Source organism: Legionella sp. PC997 (genome assembly GCF_014109825.1).
Classification (GTDB): domain Bacteria; phylum Pseudomonadota; class Gammaproteobacteria; order Legionellales; family Legionellaceae; genus Legionella.
Window position 1 is genome coordinate 2,291,353 of sequence record NZ_CP059576.1, and the last position, 19,880, is coordinate 2,311,232.

Consider the following 19,880-nt stretch of genomic DNA (forward strand, 5'->3'; position numbering starts at 1 on the left):
GTTTTTAAATAAATAGAATATTTTTATAACTATTGACAACCCATTGAAAACGATGATAAAAAAATCACACCCAAACTGATTAGGCATAAAAATGAAAAAATTCTATACTTTTCTTCTCTTGGGGTTAGCAACGGGTTCATCCTTAGCAAATCCATGTATCAGTTCACAAAGAAGTTGTTTAAAGCTCAAAAATCAACACCCTCAATCAGCAAAAATTGAGTGTAACTGGTTGAATGAAGTGGCTTCTGCCGGTAGATCGCAGGGCTCCACTCAATTGGATTTAAGTTATGGTGACGGTCTTGGAGCTCCGGAACCTCGACAAGTTTCTTGCAAACTTACCATAGGACAAACCAAACAAAGCTTCGAATTTCATAATCCATATTGGGGTTCATTAATTGAATTTAGTTTGATCTCTGAACGGCAACTCGAAGTACACATTACAGATGGATGGAGCACGAGAGAAACACGATATGCATTTACTTGGTAATTACCCCCTTAACTTGGGTGAAACGAAGTTCAGTTAGGGTAACAGCTTCCTTCACCGAAGCTAAAAAACATTAGTCCTAAGAGGATCTTGACGATAAAATTGAGTGAGTAAATCATAAATATCAGGATAGTACCGGTTGATTACTTCAGGTTTTTCAAAAAATAATTCAGAAAATACGGCAAAAAATTCAGCAGGTGAGGTAGCTGCATAGGGATCAATTGGAATAGGATCCTCTAGCTGGATACGGCTTATCAGATTTTCATATCCCTTGTTGAATGCCTCAGCCCAGTGTTTCGCTGACATTCCTTTATGAAGTGGAGGAAATCCATTCGCCCTTCCATTTTGCATATCTAATTTATGGGCAAATTCATGAATTACCACATTACGCCCTCCTTTTCCACCATGATGTAATGCATCATCCCAAGAAATAATGACTGGCCCCTGCTGCCATGACTCACCACTTAAGTAGGATCTTCCTAAATGTTCTATACCAAACTCATCAATTGTTTTGCTTTCATGCGAGTAGGCGCCGGGATATATCACAACCGAAATCCAACCGTCGTACCAATCGAAACCAAGATTCAAAATAGGGAGGCAGGCTTGTAGTGCAATAGTTAATTTCATAGCAAGTGTTATTTGCAGGTCTCCAACCGCTTCCAAGGATTTATAGTGAAGAAATAAAATTGCCAAACGCTTAAGCTTTATTTGTTCTTGCTCACTTAAACGTCGTAGTAACTGTAAGTTCTGAAATACGTCTTCCCATTGTTCGTCCCTGACAGGTGAATGACCTATGATTCGTTTGTACCGCCATCTTTTTAGCCAGTGAAACATTACTAGAACCTGGCTGGAACTAAGAAGATTAAAATTCCTTTTACAAGAATATCAAGGGATCGGCTATTTACATAAAAATGAAGTATTGTATTAATTTTTTTCCTTAATTCTTTAGCCATATGATCCCTTATAACTTATTGTTTCAATTATATTTATGTATCACAAAAAACCGTGATCAATCTAAATTAGCATCTTATATCCATCTTCTCCAAGAGAATGATCCGCTACTAAATCAAAATTGACTCTCATATCTTGACTATTAAAATGTCCTGGATCATCGCGGCCCAAAACATAGCTAGTCAAATCAGAGTATTCAATTGGTTTATCATCAAATTGGAGCAGTTCTTTAATTGCAATAAATTTGGATTGATTTAATGCATTAACCAATGCAAGTCCAGAAGTAGTTGTACTGTAAAAACTATAACTGTAACGATCGCGTTGCAATGCAACTGCCAGAATATCTCTAAGGATATAACTCAGCTGTTCTTCATCGAATGCATCTTCGCCTTCGCGTTGAAGATCATTTCTTATTTTAAGTAATAACCCACCTTTTTCACCTTGTTTACTTGTATTGGTCATCTTACTGTTAATAAATTCGATCAAATCGACCAATACTGCGTTTGTTAAAGGGGTCTTTTTCCTTTCTAAATAAGGCCGCTCTGGCTCTACTTTTAAACAGAGTTCCCCTGGATCCTGGGATTCAGTATCGATAAGTTCACGATGGGTTTTATTTAAATATTTTGCTGAATTCGAGACTGTAATCTTCGATTGATCCTGAGAATGCAAGACTCTACTTTTAGGGATGATGGTGGCAATAATTTCAGCTAAAATACATTTCCATTTCGCTCCCTCTCGTTGAAATTCATTAATGATCTCGGACAGTTCTATATTCTCTCCGGATTTTACTATGCTCCCCACCCTATCCAAGAACTGATACATAATCGCTTTACTCAGTTTTCTGATTACAGGAATCACATCCACTCCATAACGTAGATGAACGGCATCATTTTCTTTATCAACATCCTGAAATGCTTTTAAATGCGCACCTAAAATAACTTCTTCTCTAACCTGACAATGTTGAGGATAAGTAGGTCTTATAGGAATATGGAATTTTGCAAGGATCTGATCGACAAAGTCTTCAGTGTCATCACCCACTTCAAGATAAGGATAGAGCGTTTCAACATAATTTAAATTTTTAGAATGAGATAAATCAATTGCGTTATTGGTTAAGGTATACTGAAAAACATCTAAAAAAGGAACATAAAATAAATTACCAGGTACAGGATCTAAAAGAAGCAAATTGGTTTCCAAATGAAAATGATCAATATGAGCTAACTTTATAGCTGCCATAATCGCAGCAATACCACCTCGACTTAAACCGATGCCATTAAATTTTACTTTATATCCATCTTTAATTAATCTTTTGATCACTTCGACTACTTGATCACTTTGTTTTTTAACTCCAGCACCGAATAAAAGCCCTTTCACTCCATAATCAACACCGCATCCATTAAAACCCATTTTAAAATGGGTAGCATCTTTATATTGTTCAACCTCCTGAGCAGAGGTAATGCGTACCCCCTTACAATCTTTCGATAAAACTTGATGCAAATGAGTATTCGGTTCTTCAATACTGTAGATTGTTCCTTCAAATATCGCGGTTAGAGTGATCTCTTTCATTAATTAAAACCTTATAAATACAGATTGTAAGGAACCGCATTCTAACAACATCAAGCATGATGGGCAATTAACAATCAAACAAAGAACTTTTTTTATCCAGTTGTTTTATTTTTATAAGTCTGATTTAATCCGCTATGTATTTTAAGTAGAAGCTGTGGATAAAAAGTAATCCTTGCGTTTATAAGATAAACGAATTTTTTGTACGTAATCAAGATCGAACTGTAACCTAGATAATGAATCAGCCACTCACTTTTTTAATAGATAAATTAAACAAACAACTCCATGAACTGGACTTAAATTTACATGCGGCGCAGTGTACGAAGCAAGAGCTCGAACAACAAATCCAAAATATTGAAGAACAGATTGACCAAACACAAACTAACTCCCGTCTCGTTAATCCTGCAAGTGAAATCAATTGGCTTAACTTCATTATTCAACAGCAAGAAAAAAAAGAATCGATTACTCTGGATCTTAAAAATTACCGAGATGTAGAAAATAAATTAAAGGAGAAAATCAATCGAATTAAAATGGAATTAAGCATGTTAACGAATTATTTGCATCGACAATCAACTAATGAGCAGAAAAGTTCATTAGTTTAATTTTTTCTTAATTACTAATCCCTAATCGTTAAATAGACTTTACTTAAATGCATCGGAAAGCACACTCTTCTATACTAACTTCCGCCTTTACCTCATCATGAATTCCCGGCGCATCCACGACCTTTCCTGAAAATAATGCCTCTATTGAAGCAGTAGAACGAGTAACTACAGAAATTAAGCTATGAGGAACACTAAGAATTGCTAATAAAGCACTCACAGCAGCTGTAAAAAGGGCAACTCCAACAAACTGTACCATAAATCCCGTAAATTCTAGTGCGTCATCCCGGAGCGTCGGAGCATCAAATAAAGCACTGCCAGCTGCGACAAGCAAACCTCCAACGCAAATTACGGTAGAAAGAACTGAAGCATATACGGAAAATCCAGCAGTCACAACTCCAGAGAGCGGGTATATACCTGGAGCAATTAATTCACCGAGGAACTCATATCTATTTTTATACGGAGTGAAAAAACCAGGACGAGCTCTGTATGTGTTAATTGCTCGATGGGCGATATCCTCAATGGTTTCACCCTCTAAAATGAAATTTATTTCTTTTTCGCCAATCAAATAAAACATAAATCTTCCACATTTCATGTGTCCATTATTTTTAAATAAAACCAAAGAGAGTTTTTATTGCAGTTTACTTGTTTGTACTTCAGTAGTAGTTTCCATATTGTTCATGCATTCTAGTACTTCAGCGCCCATAGAAGCAAAACTACGAGTACCCAAAGTAATCAAAGCACAGGGAATGCTAAGAGCTGCAAGTAAAAGACTGGCTGATGCGACTAAAAGCGCATAGCCTGTTAAATATAAAAAAATAGAAGCGGCTCCAAATGCTGTATCGCAGAGTTCTGTATTTCCGAAGGCAGCAGCTCCAAGACCTAAAACCACCCCCCCAATGCAAATAAGTGGGGAAATAACACCTACAACAACCCCCATTATACCCAAAGCAGCAAACTCCAAGGGATGCACAACTGGAGCGAGCACACCGCCAAGAAACTCTTTATTGTCTTGATAGGGTTGAAAAAAACCAGGACGCTTTTTATAAAGCTCAATAAATCGTGCTCTTTCATAGGAAAAAAATGAAGAATCATCCGGATCGTTCATATCATTTAATAGATACCAGATATCATCTAAACTTATCATTCCCAGCATACAATCTCCCTCGCTTATTTTTTGCCCATGCTAAAGAGATGCCATGTGGATGTCAATCTATTATCTTCTTAGAACTGTCGTTATTTTCAAACTGAGGATGGAACAAATTCTTACTAAATTCCTTTAATAATCTCAATGCAGAACCTTATCCGATCGCTTTTTTATAAATATCACTTCACTCAAATAGAATTAAGTTTTATGCTTTGGTGGCCTATGGGCAACCCAACCGCCCCCTAATGCTTTAACCAAACCAATTGCAGAAGCCATTTGCAAACCGTCTATTTGTGTTGCAGCCTGCGCAAGTGTAAGAGCGCTAATTTGCGCCGTAAGTACATTTATATAAGGGACAGTGCCCGCTTTATATTGGTTTTTAACCAGTTTAAGTACGTACAGCGCATCTTTTGCTTCTTTATCTTGGACCCTACTTTGTTTTTCTAAAAAGCGTAACGAAACCAGGTTATCTTCCACATCCTGAAATGCAGTTAGGACTACTTGACGATAGTTGGCGACTTGGGCCATATATTGTTCTTTAGCACCCCTCACTCCTGCCGACCGGTACCCTCCATCAAAAATAGTTTCTGCTAATTGCATCCCTGCTGACCAACTAATTGTAGGTTTATGAATTAATTGATGAAAACTATGACCCGCTGCGCTGACAGTTCCATTTAAGGCTAAGTTGGGGAAATACGCCGCAACTGCAACTCCAATTAAGGCACTCGCTTGTTGCACCAACCGTTCAGCTTGGGCGATATCCGGCCTGCGTTCGAGCCAAACGGAAGGGACCTCCAAAGGAATCACGGGTGGTTTTAATTTTATAATGGCAGGTTTTAATGAGAAATTAGCAGGCGGACGTCCCATTAATACAGCAATGGCATGTTCATATTGACCTCGTAAAATTCCATTATTAATTGCTGATGCTTGAGCTGATTCAAGTTGGATTTGTGCCTGAACCACATCAGCCCGCGATACAACACCTGATGCATATTGGTTTCGTGTGAATTGTAAGACCTTTCTATAAGCGGTTAGTATGTCGTTTAAATATTTTTGAACTCGATCCAATGTGCGTAATTCAAAATAATACTGGGCCAAAGCACCTTGGGCTGATAAACGAGTCACACCAATCAACGCTTCATTGGATTGCGCAAATGCAAGATCAGATTCAATAGTTCGGCGAACCAGCCCCCAAAGGTCGGGTTCCCAGCTTGCATTCAAAAATGAGGTATAAATTGTCGTGGTGGTTGCTACAGAGGCAATATTTGTTGTAGCAGTTCCCGTAGTACCAGAAGAACTAATAATTGAGGTAGTTCCTCCTGCCTGTCGTTGTCGGAACAAACTAAATGCACCCACGACTGTTGGGTATAAATTGGCACGCGTTTGATCTACAATAGCAAGTGCTTGCCTGTAATTTGCCTCCGCATTCACAATATTTTGATTGAAATAATTCAACTGATTTTCCAACTCATTTAATACAGGATCATTGAAAATTTTCCACCATTCACCACGATTCATATTGTCTTGGGGCTTGATGGGTTTCCAATTTTTGCGCTTTTGTCCTATTGCTTCTTTACCTTTGGCTTCTTTGAATTGTGTTGGAACTACAAGTTTCGGAGGCACATAATTGGGACCGACCATACAGGAACATATAAAAAAAGAAAATAGAATTAAACACTGTAGCCTGAGAGCTTCCAGACAATAGCTATAGAGTGCTTTTAATCGATTATGATTGGCCATAGGCGCCTCGCAACTTAAGCCGGTTCATAAAATTTCGAAAACGTGTGCCTGCATTGTCCATTGCCAAATAAATAACTGGTGTCGTGTACAGGGTTAATAATTGACTCATAATCAGCCCCCCAACAATAGTTATACCTAATGGGCGACGAAGCTCTGAACCCACTCCAAAACCAATAACCAGAGGCATAGCACCTAAAATAGCAGCCATGGTTGTCATCATGATTGGGCGAAAACGTAATAAAGCAGCTTCATAAATTGCTTCGCGTGAGGATTTATTTTCTAAGCGCTCCGTTTCTAATGCAAAATCAATCATCATAATTGCATTTTTTTTCACAATTCCAATTAAAAGAATCATTCCAATCAAAGCAATAATGCTCAAATCGGACTTAAATAACAATAAAGCCAATAATGCGCCTACACCAGCGGAGGGTAATGTAGACAATATAGTTATTGGATGAATTAAACTTTCATACAGCATTCCCAGTACAATATAGACTGCTAAAATAGCAGTCATTATTATATATTTCTCATTTGCAAATGATTCTTGAAACGCTTGTGCTGTCCCCTGAAAAGTACCTCGCATGGTTCGCGGTAAATTCATTTTTTTGATTCCTGCACTAATTTGTTTCACTACTCCACCTAACGATACTCCAGGAATCAAATTAAATGAAAAGGTTGCCGCAGGGGCCAGACCGAGATGATTTACTGATAATAATGTAGAACCCGTCTCAAAACTGGCAAATACCGATAATGGAACTTCCTCTCCTATTGACGACTTGACGTAAATTTCTTCCAAAACAGCAGGATATTGCCAATATTTTGGGGCAACATTCATGACCACATAATATTGATTCATTGGCATATACATTACCGAGATCTGACTTTGACCAAAAGCATAATACAGCACTCGATCAATCTGTTCTGGGGTAATCCCAAAACGCGATGCAGTATCATGATCTACATTCACATAAGTTTGCAAGCCATTATTAAGCTGGTCATTATTTAAATCAGTAATTCCATGGATCTTTGCCAATTGTTCCATAATCCGTGGCGTCCAAGTAGCGAGATCGTTTAAATTATCAGAAGTTATCGTATATTGAAATTGAGCTGCCGTTTGTCGGCCCCCTATTGTTAAATCCTGGGCAGCCTGCATATACAAAGTAGCACCAGTAATTAAAGATAATTTGCTACGCAATCGCTCGATTACCTGAGAGGTAGTTGGACTATTATTTTGGACAGGCTTAAGCGTAATAAAGACAGAGCCTGTATTCGCTGTATTATTACCCGGCCCACTACCAATAAAGGCACCCACATTAGCGACAGCCGAGTCTTTGCGAATTTCTGAGACAAATTGAATTAGTTTCTTCTGCATTGCTTGAAACGAAATATTTTGATCTGCCCGTAAAGATCCTGCGATTCGATCGGTATTTTGTTGAGGGAAAAATCCTCTAGGTATCGCCATAAACAAACTTGCAGTCAGTAAAACAGTCGCAAAAGTAAGAATTAACATGACTCGTGGGTGAAGTAACGCCCAATGCAAACCCTTTGCATAATGCAAACGTACTTTTTCTGTAAAGCGCATAAAAAAATTGCTTTTCGTTCCTTCATTCTCATGCAACAGTTTGGAACACATCATCGGTGTCAAGGTTAGGGAAACAACCAGTGAAGTCAAAATTGCTACCGAAAGGGTCACAACAAACTCACGAAATAAGCGTCCAACTATCCCACTCATAAGAAAAATGGGAATAAAAACGGCAATTAATGAAATACTAATCGACAACACTGTAAAACCAATCTCTTTTGATCCATCAAAAGCAGCTTGCAACGGCTTTTTTCCCATAGCGATATGACGAGAAATATTTTCCAGTACTACAACTGCATCATCGACAACAAAACCTGTAGAAATGGTTAAAGCCATCAACGATAAATTATCTAAACTGTAATTTAATAATTTCATTACCGCAAACGTACCAAGTAAAGATAAAGGAACTGCAATTCCCGGAATTATCATCGCCCGAAAACTTCCAAGAAAAAGATAAGTAACAAAAATTACCAAACACATCGCTATAAGTAGAGTTAGCTCCACATCATGTAATGAAGTACGAATTGAGGTGGTTCTATCCATTAAAATATTTAATTTAATATCCTTAGATATGGAAGCCTCCAGTTGGGGTAATATTTGTTTAACATGATCCACTGTTTTTATCACATTGGCCCCAGGTTGCTTAAATAAAACTAAAAGCACTGCGGGTTTCCCATTTGCCAGACCCGCAGTATGAACGTCAGCAACTGAATCAAATACATGGGCAATATCAGAAAGGCGTACTGGTTGATTATTGAAATAGCTAATAATAAGCGGTCCATAGTCGCTTGCCTTTTGTAGCTGATCATTACTACGGATTATGGAAACAGTATCATCATGAATCAATTGTCCTTTTGCCAAGTTCACGTTGGCATTATTAATTACTCCTGCAAGCTGGTTTAATCCAATTTTATATTTATTTAAAGCTGTAGGGTTAATTTCAACGCGAACTGCGGGCAATGAGCTCCCACCAACACCAACCTGCCCTACACCTTCAATCCGCAAAATCTTTTGTTGCAAAATAGTTGAAGCGACATCATACATCTTTCCTGGAGTATATTTATCCGATGTCAATGCAAGAATCATAATTGGCGCGTCAGCAGGATTTACTTTTCGATAAGTAGGATTATTCGTTAAATTAGTCGGTAATTGACTTAAGGATGCATTAATTGCTGCTTGGATGTCTCGGGCAGCTCCATCAATATTACGGGATAGATCAAATTGTACGGTGATGCTGGCTTGTCCTAAAGTACTTGAGGAAGTCAGTTGAGTGACACCTGAAATACGCCCTATCTGACGCTCCAAAGGCGCTGCAACTGAGGTTGCCATAATTTCTGGACTACCTCCAGGTAATTGAGCTTGAACCATAATTGTTGGGAAATCAATTTGAGGTAACGGTGCCACAGGTAATAAATTAAATGCGAGAATTCCTGCGAAGCTTAATCCAAACGCTAATAAGATTGTGGCAATGGGTTTGTTAATGAATAAGGAAGATAAATTCACAATCCAGCCTCCGTAACACCTGGATTATGTTTACCATAACTCATTATCTTACGTGAGATACGATCAAATGTTAGATAAATAATCGGAGTCGTATATAAAGTAACCAACTGACTGACCATCAGCCCCCCAATTATCGCAATACCTAATGGACGTCGTAACTCACCACCAAGCCCATTACTAAATGCCAGAGGAATTGCCCCCAGCATAGAGGCCATTGTAGTCATCAAAATGGGTCTGAAACGTAATACAGCGGCCTCATAAATTGCATGTTCTGGTTTGAGTTTGTATTCACGTTCTTGTTCAAGCGCAAAGTCAATCATCATAATTGCATTTTTTAATACAATTCCAATTAATAAAATAATCGCAATCAAGGCAATGATACTCAGCTCATTGTTTGTTATATACAATGCAAGTAAAGCCCCCATCGAAGCTGAGGGTAAGGTTGATAAAATAGTTAGTGGATGGATGTAACTTTCATAGAGTACCCCTAATATAATGTAAACCACAACCACTGAAGCAATTACCAGCCACCCTTCATTAGCTAGGGATTTTTGAAAATTTTTTGTGGTTCCTTGAAAACCCGCTTCTACATTGAGAGGCATATTAAGACTATTTTTTATATCGTCAATCTGAGTCACTGCATCTCCTAAGGATGCATTATTTGCAAGATTGAACGAAAGCGTAGCAGAAGGGAATTGGTCTTTATGCGCAATAACTAAAGGACCTACAGTCTGCTTTAATCGAGCAAAAGTCTTAATTGGAACAGAGCCACTGGCTATCATCTCCGAAAAAGAATTATTATTTTGTGAGGTACTCGAGGAGCCGGAAGCGTTGGTAGAAGAATTAATTACAGAAGAATTAATATAAATATTGTCAAAAGCAATCGACTCTCTTTGCAGTGGGGGCAATACTTCCAATACAACCCGGTATTGGTTTCGTTGAGTAAACATAATAGATATTTGCCGCTGACCAAATGAATCATATAAAGTCTGGTCAATCGTCTGCATGGTAATACCCAGTCGGTATGCGGTATCGCGATCAATATCCAATAAGGTAACCAAACCTGTATTTTGTTGATCGGTATTGACCTCTTTTAAAATAGATAGTTGGCGCATTTTCTCTAACATTAACTGCGACCATTTAGTAACGTCCTCCCTATCAGGAGCGCTAATGCTGTATTGATATTGTGTGCGACTGGTTAATGTATCAATCGTTAAATCTTGTACCGGCTGCATGTATAAGGAAGCACCAATAACTTGATTGATTTTAGATTGCAAACGATTCATAACCTCGGTAACACCTGAACGTTGCTCAAAAGGTTTCAAATTAATCAAAATACGCCCGCTATTTAGCGTTATATTCGTACCATCAATACCAATAAAGGATGATACATTTTCAACAGCGGGATCAGAAAGCACTGCATGCACCAAAGCTTGTTGTCGGGTTGTCATTTCTTTAAATGAAACCGATTCAGAAGCTAGTGATATTCCTTGAATAATTCCTGTATCTTGAATGGGGAAAAATCCTTTAGGAATGATATATAATAAAATGCCTGTGATTAATACAGTAATGAAAAAGACCAGTAAAATAAAAGGTTGGCGCGAAAGAACCCAATGAAGAGAAATTTTATATCGCTCTATAAGAAAATCGGACTGACGTTTAAGAAAGCGCTCTAATTTATTGACTTTATTATCATTTTGTACCTTTAACAGTCTAGAACACAGCATAGGAGTCAGCGTTAACGAAACGAACGCTGAAATTGCAATAGTCATGGTTAAGGTCACTGCGAATTCACGAAATAATCGACCGACTATATCCCCCATAAATAATAAAGGAATCAGTACCGCAATCAGAGAAATAGATAAAGAAACAATAGTAAAGCCAATTTGCGCGGCTCCTTTATGAGCAGCATCCAAAGGGTCCTTTCCCATTTCGATATAGCGTATGATGTTTTCAATCATCACGATCGCATCATCAACTACAAAGCCTGCAGCAATGGTTAATCCCATCAAAGTAAGATTATTAAGACTAAACCCGAGTAAATACATTAAACCTAATGTGCCTACGAGTGCCAATGGTACTGAAATACTTGGAATTATTGTCGCGGATAGTTTACGTAAAAAAAGGAAAATCACCATTACAACCAAGGCAACGGACAACAGTAATTCAAATTGAACATTTTCTACGGAAGTACGAATACTGGTCGTACGATCGGTAAGAATTTTGATATCCATTCCTGCCGGAATTGCCAAGCTCATTTGTTTCAATAGAGTTTTGACTCGTTCGGCTACCTCAATGACATTTGCTGCTGGTTGGCGTTGGATATTGAGTATAATCGCCGGTTCTGTATCCATCCATGCTGCTTGCATTGTATTTTCTGTCCCATCTATAACATCAGCTACATCAGATAAACGAACGGGAGATCCATTCTGGTATGAAACAATTAAAGGACGATAATCTGCAGCAGACAAAAGCTGGTCATTGGAATTAATCGTATAGGCTAAGCGTGGGCCATCGAAATTTCCCTTAGCAGCATTCACATTGGAAGCTATAACGATAGAACGTATGTCTTCCATAGTTAATCCATATGCAGACAATGCATTTGGATTAGCTTGAATTCGTACCGCAGGTCGATGCCCGCCACCGATGCTTACCAACCCCACACCCGATAATTGAGAGATTTTAGGAACAAGACGTGTTTCTGCATAATCCTCTACTTGAGTTAATGGTAAAGTTCTTGCAGTCAAAGCCAAGGTTAGGATGGGTGTATCTGCCGGATTGACTTTACTGTAAACAGGAGGATTGGGAAGATCGATCGGCAAATAACTACTTGCAGCGTTTATCGCTTGTTGAACTTCTTGCTCTGCTACATCCAAACTCATATCCAAATTGAATTGCAAAGTTATAATGGATGACCCATTTGAGCTGTTTGAGGTCATTTGCTCCAAACCTGGCATTTGTCCGAATTGACGTTCAAGTGGGGCCGTAACGGTAGTGCTCATTACATCTGGACTGGCTCCAGGATAAAAAGTTGATACTTGAATTGTCGGATACTCCACGTCAGGGAGCGCTGAAATAGGTAAGAGTTTGTAAGAAAGAACGCCCGTCAGCAAAATAGCAAACATCAACAATGAAGTGGCTATAGCTCTTGCAATAAAGGGGCCTGAAATACTCATGTGAGGTTATTCACCTTTAAACGAAACTCGCTTTTTTGAACTGAGACACTTGCTGGATATTCTTTTTGGACCAATACTTTGGCCCCATTCATTAATTTATCGGCACCGTTTACCACTACTCGTTGATTGGGTAATAAACCATTTTTAATTACAGTTTCATCACCAAGGGTAGGTCCCAGAATTACCGTTTGAATATTTACTGTATTATCCTCATTAATGACGTAAATAAAATCTTCTGTTGTAGTATGTTGAAGCGCAGCTGTGGGCACAACCGTCGCTTGGGGCAACGTCTCAACGAGTATTTTCACATTCACAAATTGGTTAGGGAATAATTTGTTTTTATGGTTATCAAATATCGCCCTAAGTCGTACGGTTCCTGTTGTCGTACTAATTTGGTTATCCAAAGCCAATAATTTTCCTGTGGCAAGTAAGTGGTTTTGTTGTCTATCAAAAACGTTCACTTGCATCTCTTTACCACCATAGGCTTGGGGTGCAATAAGCGACACAAAATCTTCTGCTACAGGAAAAATTACCGTAACAGGATCATGAGTAGTGATCACTGCAATACCTTGGGTACCTGAAGTTTGAACAAAGTTCCCTGGATCTACCAAACGCAAACCGATTCGTCCCTCAATAGGCGAAGTAATATTGCAATAAATAAGGTTGACTTTAGTACTTTGAATGAGACCGAGGTCGGTTTTAACATTTCCTTCATATTGCTCTACAAGTGACTCCTGAGTAGCTAATGTTTGTTGGGAAATCGAATCTTCTTTCCATAATTTTTGATAACGTTTTAAATCAATTTTGGCATTCGCTAACAAAGCGGAATCCCGTTTGAGATCTCCTTCATATTGAGTGAGTAAGGCTTCGTAAGGCCGCTGATCAATTTGGGCAAGTAACTGGCCCTTTTTAACCAATTGACCTTCCTTGAAGAGAACCTTCATTAATAAACCATTTATTTGGGTTTGAACCGTCACAGTATAAACAGGTGTTACTGTGCCCAGTGCCGCAATATAAATAGGTACATCTCGAGTTGTAGAAATTCCTGCAACAATTGGAATAGGTTGAGGACTAACAGTTTGTGTTTTTTTAGTAGAGATATAGAACCATAATACAGCAACTAAAGTAAGTAAAATGATGATTAAACCTAAGGAATTTTCTGCCGGGAACTGTTCTCGCCACCGTCCAGTAATCACCATTTTTTTATTCCGGGTAGGTGATTTTTCTCCTTCCATAAGTCCTACGTCCCTTCAGCAAAATAATGAAATTCATCATAACGAATTTTCATTTGGGTAGCAAAAAAATCTAGATGAACCACTGCAACTCTTGTTTTGATTAAAATGAGGTCAATTAATCAAGAAAAAAACCAAAATTGACACTATACTAATAAAAACATTTTCTGATTGTCATACTTAGTTACAAGGAGTGCTTTATGGAAATAAAAGCCTTTCAATTCCTCAGAAATAAAGGATGGAGTTTGAAAGAATTTCCAGATCTTGATTCAGAGAACACCCTAGTGCTTATTTTTGCAGCCCCTGAGTTCATGGATTTTCAAGAGCCAATAATGAAGCTGGCTAACTTTTATTCTAAATCGAAAATCATCGGTTGCTCTACTGCTGGAGAAATTTTTGGTGATCATCTTTTTGACCACAGTATTACCGTGGCAGTAATCAAATTTGCTAAAACCTCTTTGAAAATTGCAAAAGCTGAGGTGAATAACGGTAAAGACTCTGAAAAAGCTGGCCAGCTCATTGCTGAACAGCTCAAAGCAGACGATCTGCACAGTATTTTTATTTTGTCCGATGGACTTAATGTAAATGGTTCCGAATTAGTTCAAGGATTAAATACAGTCAAAAGTCATCAAAAACTTGTCATTACCGGTGGCTTAGCAGGTGATGGCAGTCACTTCACAAAAACATGGGCAATTTTAAATAATAAAATAATGGACCATTATGCCGTTGCGGTTGGTTTTTATGGTGCGGATATTCATATTGGACATGCTTCTAAGGGAGGATGGGATATTTTTGGTCCGGTTCGTCGAATTACCCGGTCCGAATCCAATGTCTTATATGAGCTTGATTATCAACCCGCCTTACAACTATATAAAGAATATTTAGGTGAAAAAGCCTCTGAATTACCTTCTTCAGGATTACTTTATCCATTGGCTATTAATAATCCTCAGGCACATGATGATATCCAATTAGTGCGTACAATCCTTGCAGTTAATGAGAAAGATCAATCCCTGACTTTTGCGGGGGATATTCCAATGGGATGGCATGCGCAATTAATGAGAGCAAACTTTGATCGATTAATTGATAGTGCTAATGAAGCAGGTCTGCTCGCAAATAAATTGATGCTCAATGATAACTTAGAACAACTAGGCCCCGTTTTGGCGATTGATATCAGTTGTGTAGGCAGGAGATTGCTTTTAGGAGAACGAACAGAAGAAGAAATTGAATCCACTCTGACTGCTCTACCAAAAGGTTCTACGCAAGTGGGGTTTTATTCATATGGTGAATTATCACCTTTTTCTGTTGGGAATTGTCAATTACATAACCAAACCATGACGATTACAACCATTTATGAGACATAAATACTTAAGGCTAAAATAAGACAATATGGAAATTCATAAATTATTAAAACGACAACTTGAAAACTCAAATATTGCTCAAGATAAAAAACCAGAATCGGATGAGCAATGGGAAATTTTTCTCCACCGCATCAATAATACGTATATAGAAGCGGATCAAGAGCGTTATTTGCATGAACGTTCTATAAAAATTTCTTCTCGAGAAATGATGAGCTTGAATGAAAAGCTTGAGTTTGCCCAACATATTGCAGGATTAGGATATTGGTCGTTTGATGGGAACACCGGGCACACCATCTGGTCAAGTGAATTATTCAATCTGTTTCAGTTAAATCCAATTAATAAACCTCCTTCTTTGCAGGAATTTCTAGAGTTAGTTCATGAACAAGATCGATTTGAGTTACTCCAAAAGGTAGAGTGTGCTTTAAACGATAGAATGGATTATGAATGTGAAATACGGGTAAGGAAGTCTGATGGAAATTATCACTGGTATAGAACAATTGGGCGATGCCAAGAGGGAGATAAACAGCTTGCTGGCATTGTTATTGATATTCATAAAAGTAAAATTGCCGAAGAAAAAATCAAAGAATTAAATCAAAAAATATCATCTACCGCCCGTCGTGCGGGAATGGCAGAGGTCGCTACAACCATTTTGCACAACATTGGAAATATTTTAAATAGCTCCAATGTTTCCATCACCTTATTAAAAAATAGCTTTAAACAAAATTATGATAAAAAATTATTAAAAATTACAGAGATGATGGAGAAAAATCAACTCAATTTAGCTGACTTTTTAACCCAGGATCCTAAAGGTAAAATTATCCCTGAATATCTATTAACTCTTGCTAAAATTATTTTGGAAGAAAATAAAAAAAATAGTATCGAAGTACATAATCTTCAGAATGATTTACAGCATATAAGTCAAATCGTAGATACCCAAAAATCGATTAGTGGGCTATCGAGTATGAATGAAAGAGTCTATCTTCCAGAATTGTTAGAGACAGCATTGAATATCACTATGAGCTCCTCAAAAAATGGGATTAAGATAATTAAAGAGTATCATCCAGCACCTTTAGTCATTGTTGATAAATCCAAGTTATTACAAATATTGATCAATCTAATTCAAAATGCCAAAGAATCGATCTTGGAAAACGCGACTACTCCCATTAAAGAAATCAAATTGATAATACAAAAAACAGAAAAAAAATCAGTACAAGTTATTGTCAAGGATAATGGAGTTGGGATCAATGCAGATAATTTACAACGGATTTTTGCTTTTGGATTTACTACAAAACAAAATGGGCATGGTTTTGGATTACACAGTTCTGCACTATCAGCTCGTGATATGGGGGGGTCTCTTTTAGCAGAGAGTAAAGGTGAAGGATATGGCGCGCAATTTGTATTGACTTTACCTAACCGGGACAGGTTAGATAAATAGGGAGAACTCATGAGTGAAATAGCACTAAATATTATGATCATTGATGATAATCCCTCAATTCATCAAGATTTTATTAAAGTCTTGACTGCTTCGAATACAAAGTCGGAACTTCGCCATTTAGAACAACAATTATTTGATGACGAGCCTTCTTTAAACGGTTCCTATAACCCGGATATCGAATACTTTTTACCAAAATTTATTTTAAATACCGCGTGCCAGGGCAAAGAAGCAATTACCAAAATTAAAGAGGATGTAGAAAAAGGGATACATTATGCCCTGGCCTTCGTCGATATAAGAATGCCGCCAGGATGGGATGGTATTGAAACCATTAAACATATGTGGGAGATTGATCCCGAGATTCAAGTGGTAATTTGTACTGCTTATTCGGATTACAGTTGGGAAGAAACCGTAAAAGAATTAGGAATGGGAGATAATTACCTGATTTTAAAAAAACCATTTGATGTAGTCGCGGTAAGACAACTCGCTTGTGCATTAACAAGAAAATGGATTTTGGCCAATAATGCAAAACATCATGAACAAATACTGCAGCAGACGGTTAAGAAACGTACAGAATCCTTGCAGCAATCATTATCTCTTTTAAGGTCCACATTTGAATCTTCCGCAGATGGAATTTTAGTCATCGATTTAAATAACAAGTTAATCGATTGTAATTCCAAGTTTATCTCAATGTGGAATATTCCTAAATCCATGTTAGAAACTAATGATGGTAGCATCTTTTTATATTATATGCTGAATCAGATTGCTGAGCCTGAAGAGTATTTAGCGGATATAGAGCGTCTTAGAAAAAACATTGACGAAATCAGTAGAGTGATTATTACTTTCAAGAATGGCAAAATATTGGAGTGTTATACCCTTCCCCACAGATTAAACAAGAAAATCATCGGTCGTGTCTGGAGTTTTCGTGATATAACAGAACAAGCAAACCTTGAAAAACAGCTAAAATACCAAGCCCTGCATGATCCATTGACTAAATTACCTAACCGAGCCCTATTATTCGATCAAATACAAGCGAGTATTGATTATGCACGGAAACATGAACACCAATTTGCCATCCTGTATTTTGATTTAGATCGATTTAAATTAATTAATGACAGTTTGTCGCACGAAGTTGGCGATCAACTATTGCGTATGGTGGGGCAACGATGGTCTTCTCTAGTTAGGAAAGAAGATACCTTAGCGAGGATGGGTGGTGATGAGTTCGTCATGATTTGTCAGATATTTAAAAATGAGGATGTTAGTGTCATTGCTAACAAAATTATAGACTCCATGACAGAACCGTTCAAAATTGTAAAAAGAGATATAACTATTACTACCGCTGCCGGGATAAGTATTTATCCTAAAGATGGAAATACACCCAGTGATTTGTTAAAAAATGCTGATCTAGCAATGTATCAGGCCAAGAGATTGGGAGGAAATCAGTATGCTTTTTATGCTACTCAACTACATGAATATACTGATCAATGCTTTAAAATCGAAACCGATTTAAGGAAAGCCCTTAAAAACAATGAGTTCTTTTTACTGTACCAGCCTCAATTTAATGTTGATAACGAAAACCTATTGGCTGTAGAAGCCTTAATTCGTTGGAATCATCCAGAGAAAGGATTGATGTTGCCAATCGATTTTATTCCTATAGCTGAGGAAACGGGTTTAATTGTCCCTATAGGTGAGTGGATTATTAGTGAAGTGTGCCAGCAAATTAAAGCTTGGCATAGAAAAGGTCTGCCTTATATTCGCGTTGGCATTAATATTACTACTCGGCAATTACAACAGCCCAATTTTATTACGGTTGTAGAGAAGATTTTAAAAGAACATTTACTTTCTCCGGAACATATAGAATTTGAAATTTCTGAAAATGTGATCATTACCCATAGAGACATTATAAAGACACTAAATCAACTCAAACAACTTGGTATTCGGATTTCATTAGATGATTTTGGGACAGGAAACTCCAGCATCAATTATCTAAAACAACTTCACATTGATTGTTTAAAGATCGATCAATCTTTTATCCAAAATATATCGGCGTCGCGTAGTGATGAAGTAATTATTGAAGCGATAATTTCTATGGCTCGAAGTTTTAATTTTAAGGTTCTTGCTGAGGGCGTTGAAAGTAAAAAACAATTAGATTTTTTAAAACAACAACGTTGTGACGAAGTCCAAGGCTTTCTTTTCAGTAAACCATTAACACCTACTGCGCTTGAGAAATTCATAAAGCATCATATTTAGGTGCATCACCTGATTTAGGGAAGAAATTATTCCATACTTAAATTTAAAGTCCCCAAACTTAGATAGAGCTTGGGGAAACAGTATAAAGATGTTAACAAAACACATGGTTTCGTAACCGTCGATTAAGCTTCTGTAGGGAAATCCTCAATTGGAGGAGCTATCCATAGGCTGCAGTTTGGAGATGGCATGACATAAGTCGTCACCACATGAGAGTTCAGGCTATTTAGCATCGCTCTTCGGGTGGACTGCATCGTATTTTTAACCGTACAGACCATATTTTTTTGGGCTAAAAAAGCTGCGCAACCACTATTTCCTGGAGAATTAGTATAATCGATATCACGAGTTGTCATGAGATACACTCGTGTTTTTAAGGACGGTGATTCTGATATGAGCTTAAAGCTGAACGGGCCCGCGATGTGATGTTGCCCCCAAGACGTAATTTTTTCTGAGGCTGCAACAACCACTTCCGCAAGTCCTTGGGCACTCACAGTAACTGTTTGTGTACTATTCGGCTCTATAGGTAAGTTATTAATTGTTAGGGAAAAGTCCTGACTAAGTAAGTTAGGAAATTCTTGATTAAATATAAACGCCTGAGCCTCTGGATCGCCTCGATGCTGAGCCTTTACACTATCGAAAACATGCCAAAGCTTATTATAGGCATTAGTACAAAGTTGAGCATCTTTTGCGCTAGGAAGTACCCCCGCGAAAACAGAATGTGAACCGACAGCGATTAAACAGAGGGATAAAAATCTATATTTCATTAACAAGCTCCTTGTTATCTAGTTAAAGAAAAATGAAGCCTCTTTATTAACGGTTTTATATACGGTCGAATAAATGTGGCTCCATACGTGCCATTCCATGGCATT

General features: G+C 37.7%; 14 protein-coding genes. 5 read left to right on the plus strand and 9 right to left on the minus strand.

All coding sequences use genetic code 11. From position 1 onward, the window contains the following. Positions 1-91 precede the first annotated feature (91 nt). Positions 92-487, plus strand: a complete 396-nt coding sequence (locus tag HBNCFIEN_RS09875; RefSeq protein WP_182390929.1) for a hypothetical protein — start codon at positions 92-94, stop codon at positions 485-487. A 60-nt stretch (positions 488-547) separates the two neighbouring features. Here the strand turns inward: HBNCFIEN_RS09875 and HBNCFIEN_RS09880 are convergent, their stop codons facing one another. Together HBNCFIEN_RS09880 and HBNCFIEN_RS09885 are read right to left on the minus strand one after the other, a co-directional pair. Continuing rightward, positions 548-1,318 carry a zinc-dependent peptidase gene (locus HBNCFIEN_RS09880; RefSeq protein ID WP_182390930.1) on the minus strand — a complete coding sequence of 257 codons (771 nt, stop codon included), beginning with the start codon at positions 1,316-1,318 and terminating at the stop codon, positions 548-550. 180 nt (positions 1,319-1,498) lie between these two features. After that, positions 1,499-2,998 carry a hypothetical protein gene (locus HBNCFIEN_RS09885; RefSeq protein ID WP_182390931.1) on the minus strand — a complete coding sequence of 500 codons (1,500 nt, stop codon included), beginning with the start codon at positions 2,996-2,998 and terminating at the stop codon, positions 1,499-1,501. A 233-nt stretch (positions 2,999-3,231) separates the two neighbouring features. Here HBNCFIEN_RS09885 and HBNCFIEN_RS09890 point away from each other — a divergent pair, with 233 nt between their 5' ends. Beyond that, a complete protein-coding gene (locus HBNCFIEN_RS09890) occupies positions 3,232-3,597 on the plus strand; it encodes a hypothetical protein (protein ID WP_182390932.1) in 366 nt (121 codons plus the stop codon). A gap of 43 nt (positions 3,598-3,640) precedes the next feature. Here the strand turns inward: HBNCFIEN_RS09890 and HBNCFIEN_RS09895 are convergent, their stop codons facing one another. The 6 genes from HBNCFIEN_RS09895 to HBNCFIEN_RS09920 all read right to left on the minus strand — a co-directional run bounded on the left by HBNCFIEN_RS09895 (position 3,641) and on the right by HBNCFIEN_RS09920 (position 13,977). Beyond that, positions 3,641-4,171 carry a hypothetical protein gene (locus HBNCFIEN_RS09895; RefSeq protein ID WP_182390933.1) on the minus strand — a complete coding sequence of 177 codons (531 nt, stop codon included), beginning with the start codon at positions 4,169-4,171 and terminating at the stop codon, positions 3,641-3,643. A 54-nt stretch (positions 4,172-4,225) separates the two neighbouring features. Beyond that, positions 4,226-4,750, minus strand: a complete 525-nt coding sequence (locus HBNCFIEN_RS09900; protein ID WP_182390934.1) for a hypothetical protein — start codon at positions 4,748-4,750, stop codon at positions 4,226-4,228. A 189-nt stretch (positions 4,751-4,939) separates the two neighbouring features. Beyond that, positions 4,940-6,382, minus strand: coding sequence for an efflux transporter outer membrane subunit (locus HBNCFIEN_RS09905; protein ID WP_255464184.1), 1,443 nt, complete (start codon positions 6,380-6,382; stop codon positions 4,940-4,942). 85 nt (positions 6,383-6,467) lie between these two features. After that, positions 6,468-9,566 carry an efflux RND transporter permease subunit gene (locus tag HBNCFIEN_RS09910; RefSeq protein WP_182390936.1) on the minus strand — a complete coding sequence of 1,033 codons (3,099 nt, stop codon included), beginning with the start codon at positions 9,564-9,566 and terminating at the stop codon, positions 6,468-6,470. Further along, complete coding sequence (locus HBNCFIEN_RS09915; RefSeq protein WP_182390937.1) at positions 9,563-12,742, minus strand: efflux RND transporter permease subunit; 3,180 nt, start codon at positions 12,740-12,742, stop codon at positions 9,563-9,565. Before HBNCFIEN_RS09915 ends, HBNCFIEN_RS09910 begins: the two co-directional genes overlap by 4 nt. Continuing rightward, positions 12,739-13,977, minus strand: coding sequence for an efflux RND transporter periplasmic adaptor subunit (locus HBNCFIEN_RS09920; RefSeq protein WP_182390938.1), 1,239 nt, complete (start codon positions 13,975-13,977; stop codon positions 12,739-12,741). Before HBNCFIEN_RS09920 ends, HBNCFIEN_RS09915 begins: the two co-directional genes overlap by 4 nt. 197 nt (positions 13,978-14,174) lie before the next feature. On the opposite strand from HBNCFIEN_RS09920, the gene HBNCFIEN_RS09925 reads away from it, so the two are divergent. From HBNCFIEN_RS09925 to HBNCFIEN_RS09935, 3 genes are read left to right on the plus strand one after another with little or no spacing between them, the layout of a single operon-like run. After that, a complete protein-coding gene (locus HBNCFIEN_RS09925; RefSeq protein ID WP_182390939.1) occupies positions 14,175-15,335 on the plus strand; it encodes an FIST signal transduction protein in 1,161 nt (386 codons plus the stop codon). A gap of 25 nt (positions 15,336-15,360) precedes the next feature. Further along, complete coding sequence (locus tag HBNCFIEN_RS09930; protein WP_182390940.1) at positions 15,361-16,767, plus strand: sensor histidine kinase; 1,407 nt, start codon at positions 15,361-15,363, stop codon at positions 16,765-16,767. Positions 16,768-16,776: 9 nt separating this feature from the next. Then, complete coding sequence (locus tag HBNCFIEN_RS09935; RefSeq protein ID WP_182390941.1) at positions 16,777-19,014, plus strand: EAL domain-containing protein; 2,238 nt, start codon at positions 16,777-16,779, stop codon at positions 19,012-19,014. A 122-nt stretch (positions 19,015-19,136) separates the two neighbouring features. Here HBNCFIEN_RS09935 and HBNCFIEN_RS09940 read toward each other — a convergent pair whose 3' ends face one another. Then, positions 19,137-19,775, minus strand: coding sequence for a hypothetical protein (locus tag HBNCFIEN_RS09940; RefSeq protein ID WP_182390942.1), 639 nt, complete (start codon positions 19,773-19,775; stop codon positions 19,137-19,139). Positions 19,776-19,880: the final 105 nt, after the last annotated feature.